Below are 17,222 nucleotides of genomic sequence, written 5' to 3'. Positions count from 1 at the left end.
TTCAGCCTGCGCTCCCCGTAGGAATCCGGCACCTCCTTAACCAACACCACAATCCTCATCATCAACCTCCTCACCTCTCCGCGCCCAGCGCCTCCAGCACTGCTGCAGCCACCTTGGCATCCTCTGCGGGCGGGCCGCCGGCCACGCCGAGGCCGCCGACCAGTACACCATCGAATACTAACGGCACTCCGCCTGGGATGCGGGTCAGCAGCCCACCGGTGCCGTTCTCCATGGCGGTGGCCAGGTCCGGGTTGATCGCGGCCGAGGGCTTCCGGGTGGAGGCCGCGGTATTGGCTTTTCGTCGGGAGGTCTCCACCGAGTGCGGGGTCATCCCGTCGGCCCGGCCGTAGGCCACCAGCTGCAGGGCAGGATCCACTACAGCAGCGCAGACCTTCAGCCCGTGCTCGGCGCCGATCTCGATGGATTTGGCCACCGCCTCAGCGGCCTTGGCGTAGGTGATGGCGGGGATGTTGGTGTAGACAGACACATTCACTCCTCATATCAGGATGTCAGGGCGGCCGGATCCAGCACAGCGCCCGGGTTGAAAATATTGGCAGGGTCCAAGGCGCGTTTGATCCGCTGGTTCAGCTCCAGGGCGTCGGGGCCGATGTAGTCGGAGAGCCAGGGCCGCTTCAGACGGCCCACCCCGTGCTCACCGGTGATGGTGCCGCCCAGTTCAATGGCCAGGTCCATCACCTTGCCGTAGGCGGTGTGCGCCCGCTGCTTCTGGTCCTCATCAGCGGGGTCAAACACCAGCAGCGGGTGGGTGTTGCCGTCACCAGCATGAGCAATCACTGCAATCACAATCTCATGAGCGGCAGCGATCTTGGCGATCCCACGCACCAGATCGCCCAGCCGGGGCAGCGGCACGCCGACGTCCTCCAGTAACAGTGACCCCTTCTGCTCCACTGCAGGAATGGCCATCCGGCGGGCGACCACAAAGGCCTCGCCCTCTTCCGGATCAGCGGTGTAGAAGACCTCATCGGCGTTGTTCTCATTGCACAGCGCCTCGATCTGCTCGATCTCCTTGGTGGCGAACTCGGCCGGCTCATCGGACTGGATGACCAACATCGCCTCGGCGTCGCGGTCCAGGCCCATCTTGGTGGCGTCCTCCACCGCGTTGATGGTCGGCTTGTCCATGAACTCCAGCATGGAGGGCCGCATCTTGGATGAGATGGTCAGGATTGCGTTGGTGGAGTCATCCAAGGTCTTGAAGGTGGCCACCAGGGTGGTCGGCGGCCGCTGGGCCGGAATCAGCCGCAGGGTGATCTCGGTGATGATGCCCAGAGTCCCCTCGGAGCCGATGAACAGTTTGGTCAGGTCTAGGCCGGCCACATCCTTCAGTGTGGGACCGCCCAGCTGTACGGCACGGCCGTCGGCCAGCACCACCTTCAGCCCCAGCACATAATCGGTGGTCACCCCATACTTCACGCAGCACAGGCCTCCGGCATTGGTGGCGATATTTCCGCCGATTGAACAGAACTCGAAGCTAGAGGGATCCGGCGGGTACCAGAGACCGTGCTCCCCGGCAGCAGCTTTGACCTCCGCGTTGAAAGCCCCCGGCTGGACCACGGCGGTGCGGGTCAGCGGGTCGACTTGAATATCCCGCATCCTTTCTAGCGACAGCACAATCCCGTCGGTCACCGCGGTGGAGCCCCCGGAGAGTCCGGAACCTGCCCCGCGCGGGATGACAGGGATGCTGTGCTCAGCGGCGAAGCGCACCGTGGTCTGGACCTCCTCGGTGGATTCGGCCCGCACCACTGCGGCGGGAGTGCCGGCATCGGGGTCATTGGCCCGGTCCCACCGATAGTTCTCTATGGTGGCGGGATCAGTGACCACCCGCCCTTCGGGAAGGGCGCTGATGAGTGCGTCAATGGACATACGAAGCCTCCTTGCTCAGACGTCTTGCGGCAGTGCTGCTGCCGTGACCAGGTGTTTCCAGCAACGTAGCATCGTGAGTCTGCTCACTGTGTCATCGAGTCTGCATTGCGGACTCCGAAGGCATAAACTGTGCCAGGATCAATTCGCCCGCATCTGAAGATCACCGACCACGGAGCAGCATGGCCACTACGCACGCCGAGACACCGCACCCGCTTGATGAGGCCGCCGTTGAACAGGCTGTTGCGGCAGCCCTGGCAGATTTCGACGCCGCCGACGACCTGGCGCAGCTCAAAGCGGCCCGTCTTGCCCACACTGGGGACAAGGCCCCCATAGTGCTGGCCAACCGGCAGATCAAGGACCTGGAGAAGGACCAGAAGAAGGAGGCCGGCAAGCTGCTGGGCACCGCCCGCGGCCGGATCCTTCAAGGCCTGGCCGCCCGTACCGAGGTGCTGGAGGCTGAACACGCCGCCCGGGTGCTGGTGGAGGAGACGGTGGACGTCACCGCTGCCCCGCGGCGTCGTCCCCTGGGTGCTCGGCACCCGCTGAATGTGCTGCAGGAGCGGGTGGCCGATGTGTTCACCGCCATGGGGTGGGAGATCGCCGAGGGGCCTGAGCTGGAGTCTGAGTGGTTCAACTTCGATGCGCTGAACTTCGACCCCGACCATCCGGCTCGGGAAATGCAGGACACCTTCTATGTGGAGCCCCGGGAATCCCACCTGGTGCTGCGCACCCATACCTCCCCGGTGCAGGTCCGCTCCCTGTTGGAGCGTGAGCTGCCGGTCTACGTGCTCTGCCCCGGCAAGACTTTCCGCACCGATGAGCTGGACGCCACGCACACCCCGGTCTTCCACCAGTTCGAGGGCTTGGCTGTGGACAAGGGCCTGACCATGGCTGACCTGAAGGGCACCCTGGAGCACTTCGCCCGGGCGATGTTCGGGCCCGAGGCCGCTATCCGGCTGCGCCCGAGCTATTTCCCGTTCACCGAGCCCGGTGCCGAGATGGATGTCTGGGATCCGGGCGCCCAGGGCGGACCCCGGTGGGTCGAGTGGGGAGGCTGCGGCATGGTCAACCCCAATGTGCTCGCCGCCGCCGGGATCAAGGACCCGGAGTACACCGGGTTCGCCTTCGGCATGGGCGTGGAGCGCACCTTGATGTTCCGCAACGGCGTGCCCGATATGCGCGACATGATCGAAGGCGATATCCGGTTCAGCCACCGATTCGGGCAGGAGGTCTAGCTCTAGAACTGGATGTACTGTCAGAAGAACGGAGACGGGGATGCTAACGTTAAAAGATATAGGGCAGTATGTAGTACTGGCCGAAGAACTGAACTTTCGACGTGCGGCTAACCGACTGCACATCTCGCAGCCTACACTCAGTGAAACTGTCAAGAGGATTGAGAAAGCCTTAGGCACTACTCTCATAGTCAGAACAACAAGATCTAGTCACTTGACAGAAGCTGGGCGCCTGCTATTAGAACGTGGGGAAGCCCTGCTGAGCGAGTCTGAGCACCTCGAGACTGAGCTTCGTGCGATCGGCACTGGACGACTCGCTCAACTACGTGTAGGAGCAGTTTATCCGGCAATGCGGGCGCTAGTTCCGCGAGCTCTCCAAGATACTCTCCAAAAGTTTCCTCGAGTGCGAGTGAATCTGCAAGCTATGGTGTCGCACGCTCAGGTCCGCGCACTTCGGGGTGGACACCTTGATCTTGGAATACTGCGAACAAGGAAACCGCCTGAGGGATTCCAATCTGAGCCTCTCGCTAATGAGCCACTTCACTTAGCAATATCGAATCAGTTGGCAGGGGATAATGAGAGCTTCGACATTGGAGATTTTCAGGACTGGCCGCTCATCATGACACCCCGGAAGCGGAATCCCGAATTCTACGACAGAATTCTATCGAGCTTCTCAACGTACTATTGGAACCCGATAGAGGTAGTTGAAGCTGGAGACATATATTCTCAAGTCGCACTCGTCAGTGCCGGAGTTGGCATAGCCATGCATCCACGCCTCTTCATAGACGAAGAACGAAGTGATATAAGGGCAGTCGCCACGGGATACAAACTTGATATACCGCTTCAGATTGTCTATCGCAAGGAGCACTACAGTGATGCGATTGCGTCACTGGTAGCATCAACAAAGAACCAGGCGGCTTGCATTATTGGGTAACGCTGCACTCTTAGACAGTAAAACATTAGATTATGTGTTACTTTTCGGTCGACAATTATTATTTTATAATTTTTAAATTATCGTTATTTGACTTTGCATATTGATTAGTGACGATGCGACGCTGTGCGAGTCGGGAACTAACCATTGGGTATATGAGAGATAGCAGAGCAAGAATGTAAACTCCAATTGCAACAGGACTCTGAATGAGGATCAGTGTGTCTCCCTGAGATATCGATAAAGATCGGGATAGATTTGCATCCAGAATTGGACCAAGAATCAAACCTAGAATAAACGCAGCTCTCGAAAATCCTGTACGCATCATTATGTAACCGAGTATGCCAAAACCTAGCATTATATAGACTTCAAATACATTATTTGATATACCAAATGATCCCACTACACAAAACATGAATATAGCTGGCACAAGTATACCTGCCTTGATTCCTGCTGCTGCTACGAACAGAGATCCTCCCGCTCGTGCTATTAGATAAAGAATTGGCTGAATTAGAAGCGTTCCTACTAGGAAAATCCATATTATATCGGCATTGTCACGGAAGAGGGATGGGCCTGGACGCATGCCATGGATTGTTATAGCACCCAGGAAAACAGCTGCCGCTGCGCTACCGGGAACACCCAGGGTGAACAGAGGGACCAGCGACGTGGCCTGGCTGCTGTTCGTTGCGCTCTCGGAAGCAGCGATGCCCTCTGGGTTCCCGCGGCCGAAGGTCTCGGGTTGTCGAGAACGGGACCGAGTTAAACTGTACGCTACGAATGAGGCGATCGTGCCTCCCGCTCCTGGGAGGACTCCGATAAAGGAGCCAGTGGCGCTGCCGATTCCCAAGGCTGGCAGCAGGCGAGCCTGTTCGCGGATGTTGAGCCGGCCGGACTCCTTGTCTGCCTTCCGGTGCCTTGCGCGTATCTGGGTAACACGGCCAGAAGCAAGCCTAATGAGCTCGGGGAGGGCAAAAAGCCCTATAAGCGCAGCGATCTCATTCACACCGGCGTAGAGTTCTAGCGCGCCGAAAGTGAAACGCGGCTCCCCTGTGACTGTGTCTCGCCCCACGGTCGCGACGAGTAGTCCAGCGAGCGCGGCAATGGCACCCTTCAACAGGGAGGAGGATTCGAGGGCAACTATGACTGTCAGGCCGAGTATGGCAAGCGCAACAAACTCTGGAGGACCGAAGCTCAATGCGATTCCACCGAGGAATGGGGTTAGAAACATCAATATGAGGGCACCGATAGTGCCACCCAACGAGGAAGCGATGATAGCGACGCGGATGGCCCGAAGCGCCTGACCTTGCTGTGCCATCGGGTATCCATCCCACATGGTTGCGACTGAGCCGGCTGTCCCTGGAATTCGGAGCAGTACAGCTGAGATTGCTCCACCATAGCCGCCACCGGCAAATACGCCCATAAGTAGGAGCATGCCGGTGGCCGGATCCATGCCGAATGTTACTGGCACTAGGACGGCGATGGCCATTGCCGGCCCGAGGCCGGGGATGACTCCGATCGTGATTCCTAGCGCCACGCCAATGAACATGGCAGCTAGATTCATGGGTGCTAGGGCGCCCACTAATCCTTCAGTGAGTTCGGGAATCATGAAGTATCAGCTGCTCTGGCAACTGGATGGATCACGGTGATCTTTGAGGTCTGTAGGTATGATTGTGTGGTCATTTTATGGTTGTCCTTCAACTGGTGATTGCTCTCAATCTTCCTGTTGCGCTGAGTCTGCTCGTGAGAGTCTTCAGAAAAGCGGGTTGGGAAGGCGGAGGTGAAGCATATTTGTGGCTACGTAGTAGACAACCCATGCGAATATGGAGGACCCAAGAATTGACAGGACTCTGTGCTTAACTCCGCTTATCAAGAGAATGCAAGAAGAGAAAAGAGCTATAGAGGCTACTACAAGACCAGTATGCACAAACAAAATCACATAGAACGTGAATATAACCAAGAGGATGGCGTCGCTGAAGAGTTGTGCACTCTGGCCAGAGACTTCATTCGAAGTTGAGTCCTCCGAGACGTCGTTGGTGCTAGTTGACGTAGGCGCCCGATGTCGTCTTCGGATCAATTGGACCATCGTTGTTAGAACCAGAGCCAGAGCACACGCTGCCATCAGCAAGGCCAGCACTCGAGGCATAATCTGGGCTCCAGAACTTAGGGGCGCAGAGAGATTCCACACAACCATGACTAGTCCAAGGACGCCAAGTGCGGAGCAGGCATCTACTATTTTCTTGCGGGTGTAGCCACTGGTTGTTTTGCCCAATGGCACGCGTGCACGGGCGATTAGCTGTTTCATGGTTCCTATGTCCCCTCGCCTTTGAGGTAACTGGCTCCTAACCTTAGTTTAGCTCTTCACTAAGTTCTTCGAACTGTTGAGCTTGCTCCTCCATAAGTGATCTGAAGTCATCCCCGACACTGACGTCAATTGAGATCTCGGCATCCTCCATGGCCTCGATCCACGCAGGGTCGTTCGTTGTGTCTTCGAATGCTTGAATGAGAATCTCGACGATCTCGGGATCCGTGCCTGCGGGAGCCAGGAGGCCGCGAAAGGTGCCGTTAGTAAAGTCGTAACCTAGTTCGCTCATCGTTGGGACGTCCGGGAGCTGCTCCATGCGCTCATCGGTCATGACAGCAATGGGTACGACTTCTCCTTCATCAATGAGTTCGGCGATTTCGACGTAGAAGGGGAAGATCAGGTCAGCATCACCACCCAAGAGAGCGACGACTGACCCATTCCCTCCATCGAAGCCTACTCGGTTGAGTTCGGTTTCGGTGTGCAGTTCAAACTGGGCACGTCCAATATCTGACGTAACCCAGTGCCCCCCAACGCCCGCAACGTAGTTCCCGGGATTGTCCTGTAAGTGTTCAACTAGTTCATCGAATGGGAGGTCCAGGTCGCTGCCTGTTCGAACTACCAAGAGACTGGGATCGTTGACCACATTAATGATCGGCTCCCAGGTATCGACGCCGTATGGAACGCTCTCGTCTCCTTCCAAGTGTCGGGGCCCAAGGATAGATGAGGCTCCGAACGCCAGGGTGTAGCCATCTGGTTGGGCGCGAACAGCTTCCGTTAGACCCGTGGATCCACCCCCTCCGGTTATGTTCTGAACGACAAAGTTGGTATCTATGTGATCTTCGGCGTGCATAGTTAGGATTCGGCCAGTTACGTCGACGCCACCCCCCGCTGCAAGGGGGACAATTACATCGATGGGGCCCGTTGGGTAGTCAATTGTGTCTTCTTCTGCGTCGGCGCACGCCGTGAGGGTGAGCGAGGTGACAGTAAGTAATCCACAAGCAGTAGTGAATCGGCTGTTGATCATTCTCGATTTCATCGCATTGGTCCTTCTACATATTTTAGAGTCTTGGCACTGTCTGTAAGTGTTACCCGGTGTAGCGCTTGCGGTACAGTGGGCGCAGTTCGTCAAGGGGCGCTTCGGAGACGATGAGTTCGCGCATCGCTTCCTCGTCCGCAGCAATTTTCTCGACCTCGTCAATGACTGTGTTGATGTGCTCAAAGGGAACTACACAGATGCCCGAATCGTCTGCGACGATCAAGTCACCCGGTTCCACTCGTACATCCTTGATCTGCACTGGTCCATTGATCTCGATCGCTTCAATTCTGAACTTCCCTGTTATTGGGGTAGCGCCTTTGCTCCAGACTGGATAGCCCATCTCCCGAATGGTGGTTGCGTCTCGGATGGCCCCGTTTACGATTGCACCGGCGAAACCTCGAGATCGAGCGACTGTGCAGGACTGTCCACCCATGTTAGACACCTGTGTGTCACCACCGGTGTCACTGACGAGAATGTCTCCAGGTTCTGAGAGATAGTAAATGTCTCGAGTGGACATCTTAATGAAATCTTTATCGTAGTACCCTTTGGTGGGCGTCTTTCGTTCAACGATGTTTCTCAAAGTAACAGCCGGTCCTACGACCTTTTGTCCAGGCGCAAGTGGGGGGAGGTCGGTGGCTGGTACGGCAGCGACGACGCCCAGGCTGTCTAGCACGTCAGACACCGTTGTGGTGAGATCTCCCACGGCGAGGTATCTATCGATGATGTTTTTGTTGGGGCGATCAAATTTCAGCTTCTTGATGCGCTCCCTCGACACCAAGCCCCAGATTCGACCAGCCTCGTTGTACTCGTCGTACTCTTGCTCAAGCGTGCTCATGTGGTTCCTTTCGTTGGGGAATCAGTTGGGATAGCTGTGACGGGGATCACTGTTGTAACGCTAGGCCTCTGCATGCAATCGGTCAAGCTGATTTAGGGCTATCAAATGATCGGGAAATATGATCACTGTGACTGGATGATGGGAAGCATCTTTCACGATCAATGTTTGGCCTGGCTGTCGCGTGACGATGGTGATTTTTCGGGTGCCTGCAACGTCCAGCACAGGTCGTCACGACCGTGCGGTGCGGGTCAGTTGGCTGTTGTCTCTATGTAACCGTCCTCTCGATTCACTCGGAGCAGTTGACCCCGACGCGTTGCCGACCTCCAGCGGCTGTCCAGGGGTAAGGTGTGTGGATATGACATTTCTTGCGCCTAGCCCTGTGCGTGGACTTCGAGTAGCGTGGCGACACTGTGGTCCCGGGGTACCCTCAGCTACGGCGTTGATGCGCGCGATTTTCACGACATGCCTCGGTCAACGAGGAGAAGCCGGAATTCTGCCTACTGTGCGAGTGGAGCGCACCTTGATGTTCCGCAACGGCGTGCCCGATATGCGCGACATGATCGAAGGCGATATCCGGTTCAGCCACCGATTCGGACAGGAGGTCTGAGACATGCGTATCCCACTGTCATGGCTCCGTGAGTACACCCAGTTCCCGGCCTCCGGCACCGCCGAGGATCTGATGGCCGAGCTGGTCAAGGTTGGCCTCGAGGAGGAGGATGTCCACGCCGTCGAACTGACCGGCCCGATCGTGGTCGGTCAGGTGTTGGAGAAGACCTTGGAGCCGCAGTCCAACGGCAAAACCATTAACTGGTGCCGGGTGCGCGTGGTGCCCGAGGGGGCGGAGCAGACGCTCGCCGGGGATGGGGTCGATCCCTCCGGAGTGCAGGGCATCGTCTGCGGTGCGCACAACTTCGAGGTCGGCGACAAAGTGGTGGTCACCCTGCCCGGTTCCGTGCTGCCCGGAGACTTCCGCATCTCTGCCCGCAAGACCTACGGCCACCTTTCGGCTGGGATGATCGCCTCCGTCAAGGAGCTCGGCATCGGCGAGGACCACGCTGGGATTCTCGTGCTGAGCACTCTGGGGCTGGACCCTGAGCCCGGCACCGACGCCATGGAGCTGCTGGGTCTCTACGACACCGCCGCTGAGATCAACGTGACCCCTGACCGCGGCTACGCCTTCAGTATTCGTGGAGTGGCCCGTGAATACAGCCATGCCACCGGCACCGAGTTCACCGACCCCGCCTCTCAGGTGCAACTTCCCGAGCGTACCTCCACCGGGTACCCGGTGGAGATCGACGACGCCGCCCCCATCTACGGCACACCCGGCTGTGACAGTTTCGTCGCCCGCACCGTCACCGGGATCGATGCCACTGCACCGACCCCGCCATGGATGGCCGCCAGGCTTCGGCTGGCAGGAATGCGGCCGATCAGCCTGGCAGTGGACATCTCCAACTACGTGATGCTGGAGCTGGGTCAGCCGCTGCACTTCTACGATGCGGACAAGCTCACCGGCACCATCCGGGTCCGCCGCGCCGCCGCCGGAGAGAAGCTGACCACCTTGGATGACAAGGAGCGCGAACTTCACCCTGAGGACTTGTTGATCACTGACGACTCCGGTCCCATCGGCATTGCCGGTGTGATGGGCGGGGCCTCCACCGAGGTCAGTGCGACCACCTCGACCGTGGTGATCGAAGCAGCGCACTTCGACCCAATCACTGTGGCCCGCTCCAAGCGCCGCCATAAGCTGCCCTCGGAGGCCTCCAAACGCTTCGAGCGCGGAGTGGACACCCAGCTCCAGGCAATCGCCGCACAGCGGGCAGCTGACCTGCTGGTGGAAATTGCCGGCGGCACAGACACCAGTGAGTTCACCCAGGTCGGTGAGCCGGTGCTGCCAGAGCCCATTGCTCTGGACCCTGACCTGCCGGAGCGGATCATCGGGGTGCCCTACGGCCTGCAGCAGATCACCCAGACGCTGACCGATATTGGGGCTGAGGTTCGTGAGCAGGACGGAGCCCTGCTGGTGACCCCGCCCAGCTGGCGCCCGGACATCACCATCCCCGAGGCGCTGGTGGAGGAGATCGCACGGCTGGTCGGCTATGACCAGATACCCTCCCGTCTGCCGGTGGCACCTGCCGGCCGGGGGCTGACAGCCGAGCAGCGGCGGCGTCGTACTGTGTCTGCCGGGCTGGCCGGAGCAGGTTTTACCGAGGTGCTGAACTACCCGTTCTACTCGGCCGAGGCCAATGAGCTCTTCGGCGGAGGGGGCGGGGCTCAGCCGTTGCTCCAGGTGCGGCTCGCCAATCCGATTGCCGCTCAGTACCCGATGCTGCGCACCACCCTGCTGCCCGGACTGCTGGACGCGGTCCGGCGCAACGTCTCCCGCGGCTTCAAGGATCTTGCCCTGTTCGAGACCGGTGCGGTCTTCCTGCCCGGTGCTCAGCAGGGTTCAGCGGAGATCCCGGGTCTGGGCGCTTATCCAGGCGATGCAGTGATTCAGGGCCTGGAGGCCGGGATCCCGGACCAGCCGCTGCATATTGCTGTGGCAGTGGCCGGCAGCGAACCGGCGGCTGAGCTTGGTGCTGCTGGCCGGACCCGGGATTGGGCGGATGCGGTGGCTGCCGCTGAAGATGTGGCCGAGCTGCTGAACGTGGAGCTTGAGGTGGTGCAGGGTGCTCATCAGGCCTTCCACCCGGGCCGGACCGCACAGCTGCGATTGGCCGGTGAACCGGTGGGCTATGCCGGTGAGCTGCATCCTAAGGTGCTGGAGACCCAGGACCTGCCGGAGCGGACTTCTGTGATGGAGCTGAATCTCACTGCGTTGCTGGCGGCCGCCCCGGAGCAGGTGTTTGCCGAGCCTATCTCCACCTATCCGCCTACCACTCAGGATGTGGCCCTGATCGTCGACCAGACCGTGACCGCAGGGGATCTGCGGGCGGCACTGACAGAGGGTGCCGGCGAGTTGCTGGAGAGCATCGAACTGTTCGATGTCTATTCCGGAGAGGGGATCAGCGAAGGGAAGAAGTCCCTGGCCTTCGCGCTGCGCTTCCGCGCCGCCGACCGGACGCTGACCGCAGAGGAGGCCTCCGAGGCCCGCGCCGGTGCTGTGGCCCTGGCTGAACAGCGCCACGGGGCCGTTCAGCGTGGCTGAGCGCGCAGTCGGATGACAACTGCGCCGGGGTCGGGCGTGCTACGGGATGAGTAGGAGCTTGCCGGTGGTCCTGCGGCCCTCGAGATCGGCATGGGCTCGGCCGGCCTCAGCCAGTGGGTAGGTGTCCCCGATGCTGAGCTTGAGATCGCCTGCGGCCGCTGCGGAGAACAGTTCGGTCAGCCGCCAGCTGCGCTCTTCGGCATTGCGCAGGTACCAGTGCACCGCAGGCCGGGTGATGTAGAGCCCGCCGCGCTTGTTCAAGTCCTGCAGGTCATAGGGGGGGACCTGGCCGGAGGCACCGCCGAAGAGCACCATGGTGCCGCGCACTGCCAGAGAGTCCAGGGAGCCGGTGAACGTGGTCTTGCCTACTCCGTCATAGACCACCGGCACGCCCTCTTCGTTGGTGATTTGGCGGACCTTCTCTGCGAAGCCCTCATACTCCAACACGTAGTCAGCCCCGGCCTGCTCGGCAATCTTGGCCTTCTCCGGGGTAGAGGTGGTGGTAATGACCCGTGCGCCCCTGGCCTTGAGCAGCTGGGTGAGGATCTGGCCCACACCCCCGGCACCGGCATGGGTCAGTACGGTCTCCCCCGGGGAGACCTTATAGGTGGAGTTGATCAGGTAATGAGCCGTCACACCCTGCAGCGGCAGAGCGGCGGCCTGCTCGTCGGTCACTCCGTCGGGTACGGCTACAGCCTTGGCGGCGTCGACCACAAAATGGGTGGAGTAGGTACCAGTTGCCTCTGTGGTGGCAATCCGCTGACCCACGCTGAAGCCATCAACCTCCTCGCCCAGGCCGATGATCTCGCCGGAAGCCTCAGCGCCCGGGGTGAACGGGTATTCCACCGGGTAGACGCCGGAGCGCTGATAAGTCTCGATGAAGTTGACTCCGATGGCTGCGGTCTTCACCAGCAGCTGGCCCGGACCCGGGGTGGGAGGTTCCAGCTGGACGGTCTCAAAAACGTCGGTGCCGCCGGCCTCCCGGGCGCGGGTCACCGTGGCAGCGTCGGGCAGGTCCTCTTCGAACATCGTCGGCTCGTTCATGAGGCTAGGTTACCGGAGGTCGGTGGGCTGCTGAATGCCACCGAGCAATGCATAAATATTGATACCTCTGCATAAAATCGCGTAGGCTTGGGTGCATGACATTCACTGCGGCTGTTTCAGGCGCTTCCGGATACGCCGGGGGAGAGGTGCTGCGCCTGCTGGCTAACCACCCCGAGATCAAGATTGGTGCGGTGACCGCTCACTCCAATGCCGGACAGCGGCTCGGCGAGCTGCAGCCCCACCTGCACGCGCTGTCAGAGCGCGAGCTGGTGGAGACCACCACGGAGAACCTGGCCGGGCACGATGTGGTGTTCCTCGCTCTGCCGCACGGGGCCTCCGGCGAGATCGCCGCAGAGCTGGAGAAGGATACGGTGGTGATCGATGCCGCGGCCGACCACCGTCTGGAATCTGCCGCCGACTGGGAGAAGTTCTACGGTTCAGCCCACCAGGGCACCTGGCCCTACGGTCTGCCGGAGCTGCCCGGGCAGCGACAGAAGCTGGTCGGCGCCACCCGGATTGCCGTGCCGGGCTGTTACCCCACCACCATCCTGCTGGGGTTGGCACCTGCATTTGCCTCCAGCCTCGTGGAGCCCCAGGACGTCGTCGTGGTAGCCGCCACCGGCACCTCCGGGGCTGGCAAATCGCTCAAGCCTCACCTGCTGGGCAGTGAAGTCATGGGCGGAATGAGCCCCTACGGCGTAGGCGGGACCCACCGACACACTCCGGAGATCGAGCAGGGGCTGGGCTGGGTCGCCGGGGAAGCGGTGCAGATCTCCTTCACCCCCACCCTGGCGCCGATGTCCCGAGGCATCCTCGCCACCTCCACCGCCAAGCTGCGCCCCGGGGTGACTGAAGCGCAGCTGCGCGAGGCCTACACCGCCCTCTACGCCGGGGAGCCGTTCGTCCACCTGCTGCCGGCAGGCCAGTGGCCCGCCACCAAGCAGGTGCTCGGCACCAACCAGGTGACCCTCCAGCTGGCCGTCGACGAGCACGCCGGGCGGCTCATCGTGGTCTCTGCCTCCGACAACCTCACCAAAGGCACCGCCGGAGGAGCGGTGCAGTCGATGAACCTGGCCCTGGGATTGGACGAGACCATAGGCCTGAATCTGATCGGAGCCGCACCATGAGCGTGACCGCCGCCGCCGGATTCCTCGCCGCAGGAGTGGCCGCCGGACTGAAGACCCCGGACGAGGAGGGCAGGCAGCAGCTGGACTTGGCACTGGTGGTCAACACCGGACCCACCAAGCACGCCGCAGCCGTCTTCACCACTAACAAATTTGCCGCAGCCCCGGTGCTCTGGTCCCGGCAGGTGATCAGCGACGGCAGGGCCGACGCCGTGGTGCTCAACTCCGGAGGCGCCAACGCCTGTACCGGCGCAGAGGGGTTTCAGGACACCCACGCCACCGCCGAGCAGGCGACCCGGGCACTGTCTTCTGCCGGGCACGATGTCTCAGCCACCGATGTGCTGGTCTGCTCCACCGGACTGATCGGGGACCGGCTGAAGATGGCCGCTCTGCTGCCCGGGGTGGACGCCGCTGTCGCCCAGCTCGGCGATGAGGAGCTGGAGGACGGGGTGGCCGCCGCTGAGGCGATCATGACCACCGACACCCTGTACAAGGTGGCCTCCGACTACACCGAGACCTTCACCGTGGGCGGAATGGCCAAAGGTGCGGGCATGCTCGCCCCGGGGATGGCCACCATGCTGTCGGTGATCACCACCGACGCAGTCATCTCCCAGGCTGATCTGGACGCTGCCTTGCGGGAGGCGGTTCGGCTCAGCTTCAACCGGGCTGACTCCGACGGCTGCATGTCCACCAATGACACAGTCATCGCCATGGCCTCCGGCGCTCATCCGCGGGCGGACCAGAACGGAGTGGATCTGCTTCAGTTCCAGGAGGTGCTCAACGGGGTCTGCGCTGATCTGGCACGGCAGCTGATCGACGACGCCGAGGGTGCGGCACACAGCATAGAGATCACCACGGTCAACGCCCCCACGGAGCAGGACGCCGAGACGGTCTCCCGCGCAGTGGCCCGCTCTGCCCTGTTCAAGACCGCCATCTTTGGGCAGGACCCCAACTGGGGCAGGATTCTCTCGGCGGTCGGCACCACCGAGGTGGACTTCGACCCCACCCAGGTCAATGTCTCCATCAACGGCATCCAGATCTGCCGCGGTGGTGGCATCGGTCAGGACCGTTCCCTGGTGGACCTGTCTGCCCGGGAGGTCAAGGTGCTCATCGACTTGAATGCCGGGGTGTCTGAGGCCACCATCCTGACCAATGACCTCACACACGACTACGTCCACGAGAACAGTGTTTATTCCACCTGAAGCCGCTTATTCCACCTGAGGGCATACCCCATATGAGCCAGACATCCACCCTGCAGCCCCGCGATGAGTCCACCCTCGCCGCGGCTGCTGACAAAGCCGCGGTGCTGATCGAAGCGCTGCCCTGGATCCAGCGGTTCGCCGGATCCACCATCGTGATCAAGTACGGCGGCAACGCCATGGTCAGCGATCAGCTGCGCCGCGCCTTCGCCAAGGATGTGGTCTTCCTCCGCCACGTGGGCGTCAACCCCGTAGTGGTGCACGGCGGCGGGCCGCAGATCAACCACATGCTTCAGCGCCTGGGCATCGAGTCCGAGTTCCGCGCCGGGCTTCGGGTGACCACCCCGGAGACCCTGGACGCGGTGCGCATGGTGCTCACCGGCCAGGTGGCCCGCGAACTGATCGGCCTGATCAATTCGCACGGCCCCTACGCCGTGGGCCTCACCGGCGAAGATGCTGCCCTGCTGCGCGCGGTGCGCAAAACCGCCCAGGTGGACGGCGAGGAGATCGACCTCGGACTGGTCGGCGAGGTCACCGGAGTCAATCCCGGAGCCATCCAGGACCTGCTGGCTGCCGGACGCATCCCGGTCATCTCCACCATTGCCCCGGAGTTCACCACCGAGGGCGAGCCCACCGGAGAAGTGCTCAACATCAACGCCGACCTGGCCGCAGGGGCGGTAGCCTCAGCCCTGGGCGCAGCCAAACTGGTGATGCTCACCGATGTAGAGGGTCTCTACGCCGACTGGCCGGACAGGTCCTCGCTGATCTCATCCCTCTCGGCCTCGGACCTTCGCGCTATGCTCCCCAGCCTGGAGTCCGGAATGATCCCGAAGATGTCCGCGGCGCTGGCAGCAGTGGAGGCCGGGGTGCCGCGGGCCGCCATTGTAGACGGCCGCCAACCGCACTCCATGCTGCTGGAGATCGTCACCTCCGCCGGCGTGGGCACCCAAGTCGTCCCTGACGGAGATGGAGAACAGCTATGAGGACGAACGTCGTTCCATTCACCTCCACAGCCCTGGCCGAGCAACAGCAGCCCAGCCCTGGCGAAGCACTGCTGCAGCGCTACCAATCAGCCCTCACCGGAGTCTTCGGCACGCCCCAGGCGGTGCTGGTCCGCGGCTCCGGAGCCCGCGTTTGGGATGCTGAGGGCAACGAGTACCTCGACCTGCTCGGCGGGATCGCAGTCAACGCCTTGGGCCATGCCCACCCGCTGATCAGCTCGGTGATCAGCTCCCAGCAGGCCACCCTGGGCCATATCTCCAACCTGTTCACCTCACCGACCCAGATCGCCCTGGCCGAAAAACTGCTGGCCCTGGCTTCTGCACCGGAAGGTTCCAGCGTCTTCTTCGCCAACTCGGGCTCTGAGGCCAATGAGGCAGCGCTGAAAGCTGTGCTGCGCCACCGAGCCCAGACCGGCAGGCAGCGTATCCTCGCCCTGGAGGGCAGCTTCCACGGTCGCACCATAGGGGCCCTGTCACTGACCCATAAGCCCGCCTACCGTGAACCCTTCGGCGAGTTGGTCCCCGGGGTGGAGTTCCTGCCCGTCAACGATCTTGCCGCCCTGGAATCAGCATTCGAACACGACGACGTCGCCGGCATCTTCCTCGAACCCATCCAGGGCGAGGCCGGTGTCCTCCCGCTCGAGGACGCCTACCTGCTTCGCGCCCGGGAACTCACCCGCACCCATAGTGCGCTGTTGGTCCTCGACGAAGTCCAGACCGGCATCGGCAGAACAGGGGAGTGGTTCCGTTACCAGGCCGTTGACGGTGTTCGTGCTTCACACCCACCTTCCTCAACCGCCTCGGAGGACTCGCGCGAGTCCGGGCTTCACTCGGCTCAACCCGGCGTGGTTGGCCACGAGGTGACCCGCACTGATTCTGGCGAATCAGCACGGGTCCCTGAGGTCGCGGTTCCCGACCTGATGACCCTGGCCAAGGGGCTGGGCTCTGGGTTCCCAATCGGCGCGCTGGTCTCTTTCGGCCAGCAGGCCAGCACTCTCATGGGTGCCGGTCAGCACGGCACTACCTTCGGCGGCAACCCTCCGGCCACCGCAGCAGCTTTGGCCACCCTGCACGCCATCGAGACCGGTGGAGTCCTGGAGAACGTCAACGCTGTCGGTGCGCAGCTGGCCTCAGCCCTGCGTGCCCTGCCACAGGTGGATCAGGTCCGCCAGTTCGGCCTGCACATCGGCGTGGACCTGGATGTCCCGGGTGTGCAGGCTCCGGCCAAGGAGCTGGTGACTATCGCCCGGGAGCGTCATGGGCTGATCGTCAATGCCACCGGGGAGTGCACCCTCCGGTTGGCACCACCGCTGAACCTCACCGCAGAGGAGGCTGCCGAAGCCGTGAACCGGCTCACCGCAGCCCTCATCGACCTCTCAGGAGAAGCCCCCGCATGACAGTCAGCCGGCCTCTCACTCATCTCCAACCTCCTCTCGTCCATCTCCAACGCCGAGTGCGTGATTTGTGCAGCAGTTTGCCCGCAAATTGCCCA

Annotated in this window: 14 protein-coding genes and 1 pseudogene; 8 read left to right on the top strand and 7 right to left on the bottom strand. The window is 61.5% G+C overall.

The window, feature by feature from the left end; all coding sequences use genetic code 11:
* Positions 1-70: 70 nt before the first annotated feature.
* Together F0311_RS03640 and F0311_RS03635 are read right to left on the bottom strand one after the other, a co-directional pair.
* A complete protein-coding gene (locus F0311_RS03640) occupies positions 71-487 on the bottom strand; it encodes a GlcG/HbpS family heme-binding protein (RefSeq protein ID WP_191089718.1) in 417 nt (138 codons plus the stop codon).
* Positions 488-501: 14 nt separating this feature from the next.
* On the bottom strand, positions 502-1,881 hold the full coding sequence (locus F0311_RS03635) for an FAD-binding oxidoreductase (protein WP_150460601.1): 1,380 nt from the start codon (positions 1,879-1,881) through the stop codon (positions 502-504).
* A gap of 179 nt (positions 1,882-2,060) precedes the next feature.
* Here F0311_RS03635 and pheS point away from each other — a divergent pair, with 179 nt between their 5' ends.
* Both pheS and F0311_RS03625 read left to right on the top strand, forming a co-directional pair.
* The gene (pheS, locus tag F0311_RS03630; protein ID WP_150460600.1) at positions 2,061-3,116 is read left to right on the top strand and encodes a phenylalanine--tRNA ligase subunit alpha; all 1,056 of its coding nucleotides are present in this window, start codon (positions 2,061-2,063) and stop codon (positions 3,114-3,116) included.
* A gap of 40 nt (positions 3,117-3,156) precedes the next feature.
* On the top strand, positions 3,157-4,047 hold the full coding sequence (locus F0311_RS03625) for a LysR family transcriptional regulator (protein WP_150460599.1): 891 nt from the start codon (positions 3,157-3,159) through the stop codon (positions 4,045-4,047).
* Positions 4,048-4,105: 58 nt separating this feature from the next.
* Here the strand turns inward: F0311_RS03625 and F0311_RS03620 are convergent, their stop codons facing one another.
* The 4 genes from F0311_RS03620 to F0311_RS03605 form a co-directional block, all read right to left on the bottom strand.
* Entirely contained in the window at positions 4,106-5,647 is a 1,542-nt protein-coding gene (locus F0311_RS03620) for a tripartite tricarboxylate transporter permease (RefSeq protein WP_150460598.1), read from the bottom strand.
* 144 nt (positions 5,648-5,791) lie between these two features.
* Positions 5,792-6,343, bottom strand: a complete 552-nt coding sequence (locus F0311_RS18955) for a tripartite tricarboxylate transporter TctB family protein (RefSeq protein WP_150460597.1) — start codon at positions 6,341-6,343, stop codon at positions 5,792-5,794.
* A gap of 43 nt (positions 6,344-6,386) precedes the next feature.
* Positions 6,387-7,379, bottom strand: a complete 993-nt coding sequence (locus F0311_RS03610; protein WP_150460596.1) for a tripartite tricarboxylate transporter substrate binding protein — start codon at positions 7,377-7,379, stop codon at positions 6,387-6,389.
* A gap of 49 nt (positions 7,380-7,428) precedes the next feature.
* Positions 7,429-8,214: an RraA family protein gene (locus F0311_RS03605; protein ID WP_150460595.1), complete on the bottom strand. Its 786-nt coding sequence runs from the start codon at positions 8,212-8,214 to the stop codon at positions 7,429-7,431.
* Between the two features lie 508 nt (positions 8,215-8,722).
* Between F0311_RS03605 and F0311_RS19185 the strand changes: the two are divergent.
* Together F0311_RS19185 and pheT are read left to right on the top strand one after the other, a co-directional pair.
* Positions 8,723-8,821: pseudogene (locus tag F0311_RS19185) on the top strand (tRNA ligase subunit PheS family protein); the annotation flags it as partial.
* A gap of 3 nt (positions 8,822-8,824) precedes the next feature.
* Positions 8,825-11,362, top strand: coding sequence for a phenylalanine--tRNA ligase subunit beta (gene pheT / locus F0311_RS03600; RefSeq protein WP_150460594.1), 2,538 nt, complete (start codon positions 8,825-8,827; stop codon positions 11,360-11,362).
* Positions 11,363-11,401: 39 nt separating this feature from the next.
* Here pheT and F0311_RS03595 read toward each other — a convergent pair whose 3' ends face one another.
* Positions 11,402-12,406 carry a quinone oxidoreductase family protein gene (locus tag F0311_RS03595; RefSeq protein WP_150460593.1) on the bottom strand — a complete coding sequence of 335 codons (1,005 nt, stop codon included), beginning with the start codon at positions 12,404-12,406 and terminating at the stop codon, positions 11,402-11,404.
* Positions 12,407-12,501: 95 nt separating this feature from the next.
* Between F0311_RS03595 and argC the strand changes: the two genes are divergently transcribed.
* The 4 genes from argC to F0311_RS03575 are packed head-to-tail and all read left to right on the top strand — an operon-like array spanning position 12,502 to position 17,127.
* Positions 12,502-13,533 (top strand): N-acetyl-gamma-glutamyl-phosphate reductase, encoded by a 1,032-nt coding sequence (argC, locus tag F0311_RS03590; protein ID WP_150460592.1) that lies wholly within the window; start codon positions 12,502-12,504, stop codon positions 13,531-13,533.
* Entirely contained in the window at positions 13,530-14,732 is a 1,203-nt protein-coding gene (argJ, locus tag F0311_RS03585) for a bifunctional glutamate N-acetyltransferase/amino-acid acetyltransferase ArgJ (RefSeq protein WP_150460591.1), read from the top strand. The genes argC and argJ overlap by 4 nt, the downstream gene beginning before the upstream one ends.
* Before the next feature lie 32 nt (positions 14,733-14,764).
* Positions 14,765-15,712 (top strand): acetylglutamate kinase, encoded by a 948-nt coding sequence (argB, locus tag F0311_RS03580; RefSeq protein WP_150460590.1) that lies wholly within the window; start codon positions 14,765-14,767, stop codon positions 15,710-15,712.
* The gene (locus tag F0311_RS03575) at positions 15,709-17,127 is read left to right on the top strand and encodes an aminotransferase class III-fold pyridoxal phosphate-dependent enzyme (protein WP_150460589.1); all 1,419 of its coding nucleotides are present in this window, start codon (positions 15,709-15,711) and stop codon (positions 17,125-17,127) included. The genes argB and F0311_RS03575 overlap by 4 nt, the downstream gene beginning before the upstream one ends.
* Positions 17,128-17,222 lie beyond the last annotated feature (95 nt).

Source organism: Nesterenkonia ebinurensis (assembly GCF_008711175.1).
In the GTDB taxonomy this organism is placed as follows: Bacteria; Actinomycetota; Actinomycetes; order Actinomycetales; family Micrococcaceae; genus Nesterenkonia; species Nesterenkonia ebinurensis.
This window is presented reverse-complemented; position numbering and strand designations above follow the sequence as displayed.

Bases quoted from the DNA above. Each gene is read 5' to 3' on its own strand.
- pheS (WP_150460600.1), top strand. From the start codon at position 2,061: ATGGCCACTACGCACGCCGAGACACCGCACCCGCTTGATGAGGCCGCC.
- F0311_RS03605 (WP_150460595.1), bottom strand. From the start codon at position 8,214: ATGAGCACGCTTGAGCAAGAGTACGACGAGTACAACGAGGCTGGTCGA.
- pheT (WP_150460594.1), top strand. From the start codon at position 8,825: ATGCGTATCCCACTGTCATGGCTCCGTGAGTACACCCAGTTCCCGGCC.
- argJ (WP_150460591.1), top strand. From the start codon at position 13,530: ATGAGCGTGACCGCCGCCGCCGGATTCCTCGCCGCAGGAGTGGCCGCC.
- argB (WP_150460590.1), top strand. From the start codon at position 14,765: ATGAGCCAGACATCCACCCTGCAGCCCCGCGATGAGTCCACCCTCGCC.
- F0311_RS03610 (WP_150460596.1), bottom strand. From the start codon at position 7,379: ATGAAATCGAGAATGATCAACAGCCGATTCACTACTGCTTGTGGATTA.
- F0311_RS18955 (WP_150460597.1), bottom strand. From the start codon at position 6,343: ATGAAACAGCTAATCGCCCGTGCACGCGTGCCATTGGGCAAAACAACC.
- F0311_RS03635 (WP_150460601.1), bottom strand. From the start codon at position 1,881: ATGTCCATTGACGCACTCATCAGCGCCCTTCCCGAAGGGCGGGTGGTC.
- argC (WP_150460592.1), top strand. From the start codon at position 12,502: ATGACATTCACTGCGGCTGTTTCAGGCGCTTCCGGATACGCCGGGGGA.
- F0311_RS03625 (WP_150460599.1), top strand. From the start codon at position 3,157: ATGCTAACGTTAAAAGATATAGGGCAGTATGTAGTACTGGCCGAAGAA.
- F0311_RS03595 (WP_150460593.1), bottom strand. From the start codon at position 12,406: ATGAACGAGCCGACGATGTTCGAAGAGGACCTGCCCGACGCTGCCACG.
- F0311_RS03575 (WP_150460589.1), top strand. From the start codon at position 15,709: ATGAGGACGAACGTCGTTCCATTCACCTCCACAGCCCTGGCCGAGCAA.
- F0311_RS03620 (WP_150460598.1), bottom strand. From the start codon at position 5,647: ATGATTCCCGAACTCACTGAAGGATTAGTGGGCGCCCTAGCACCCATG.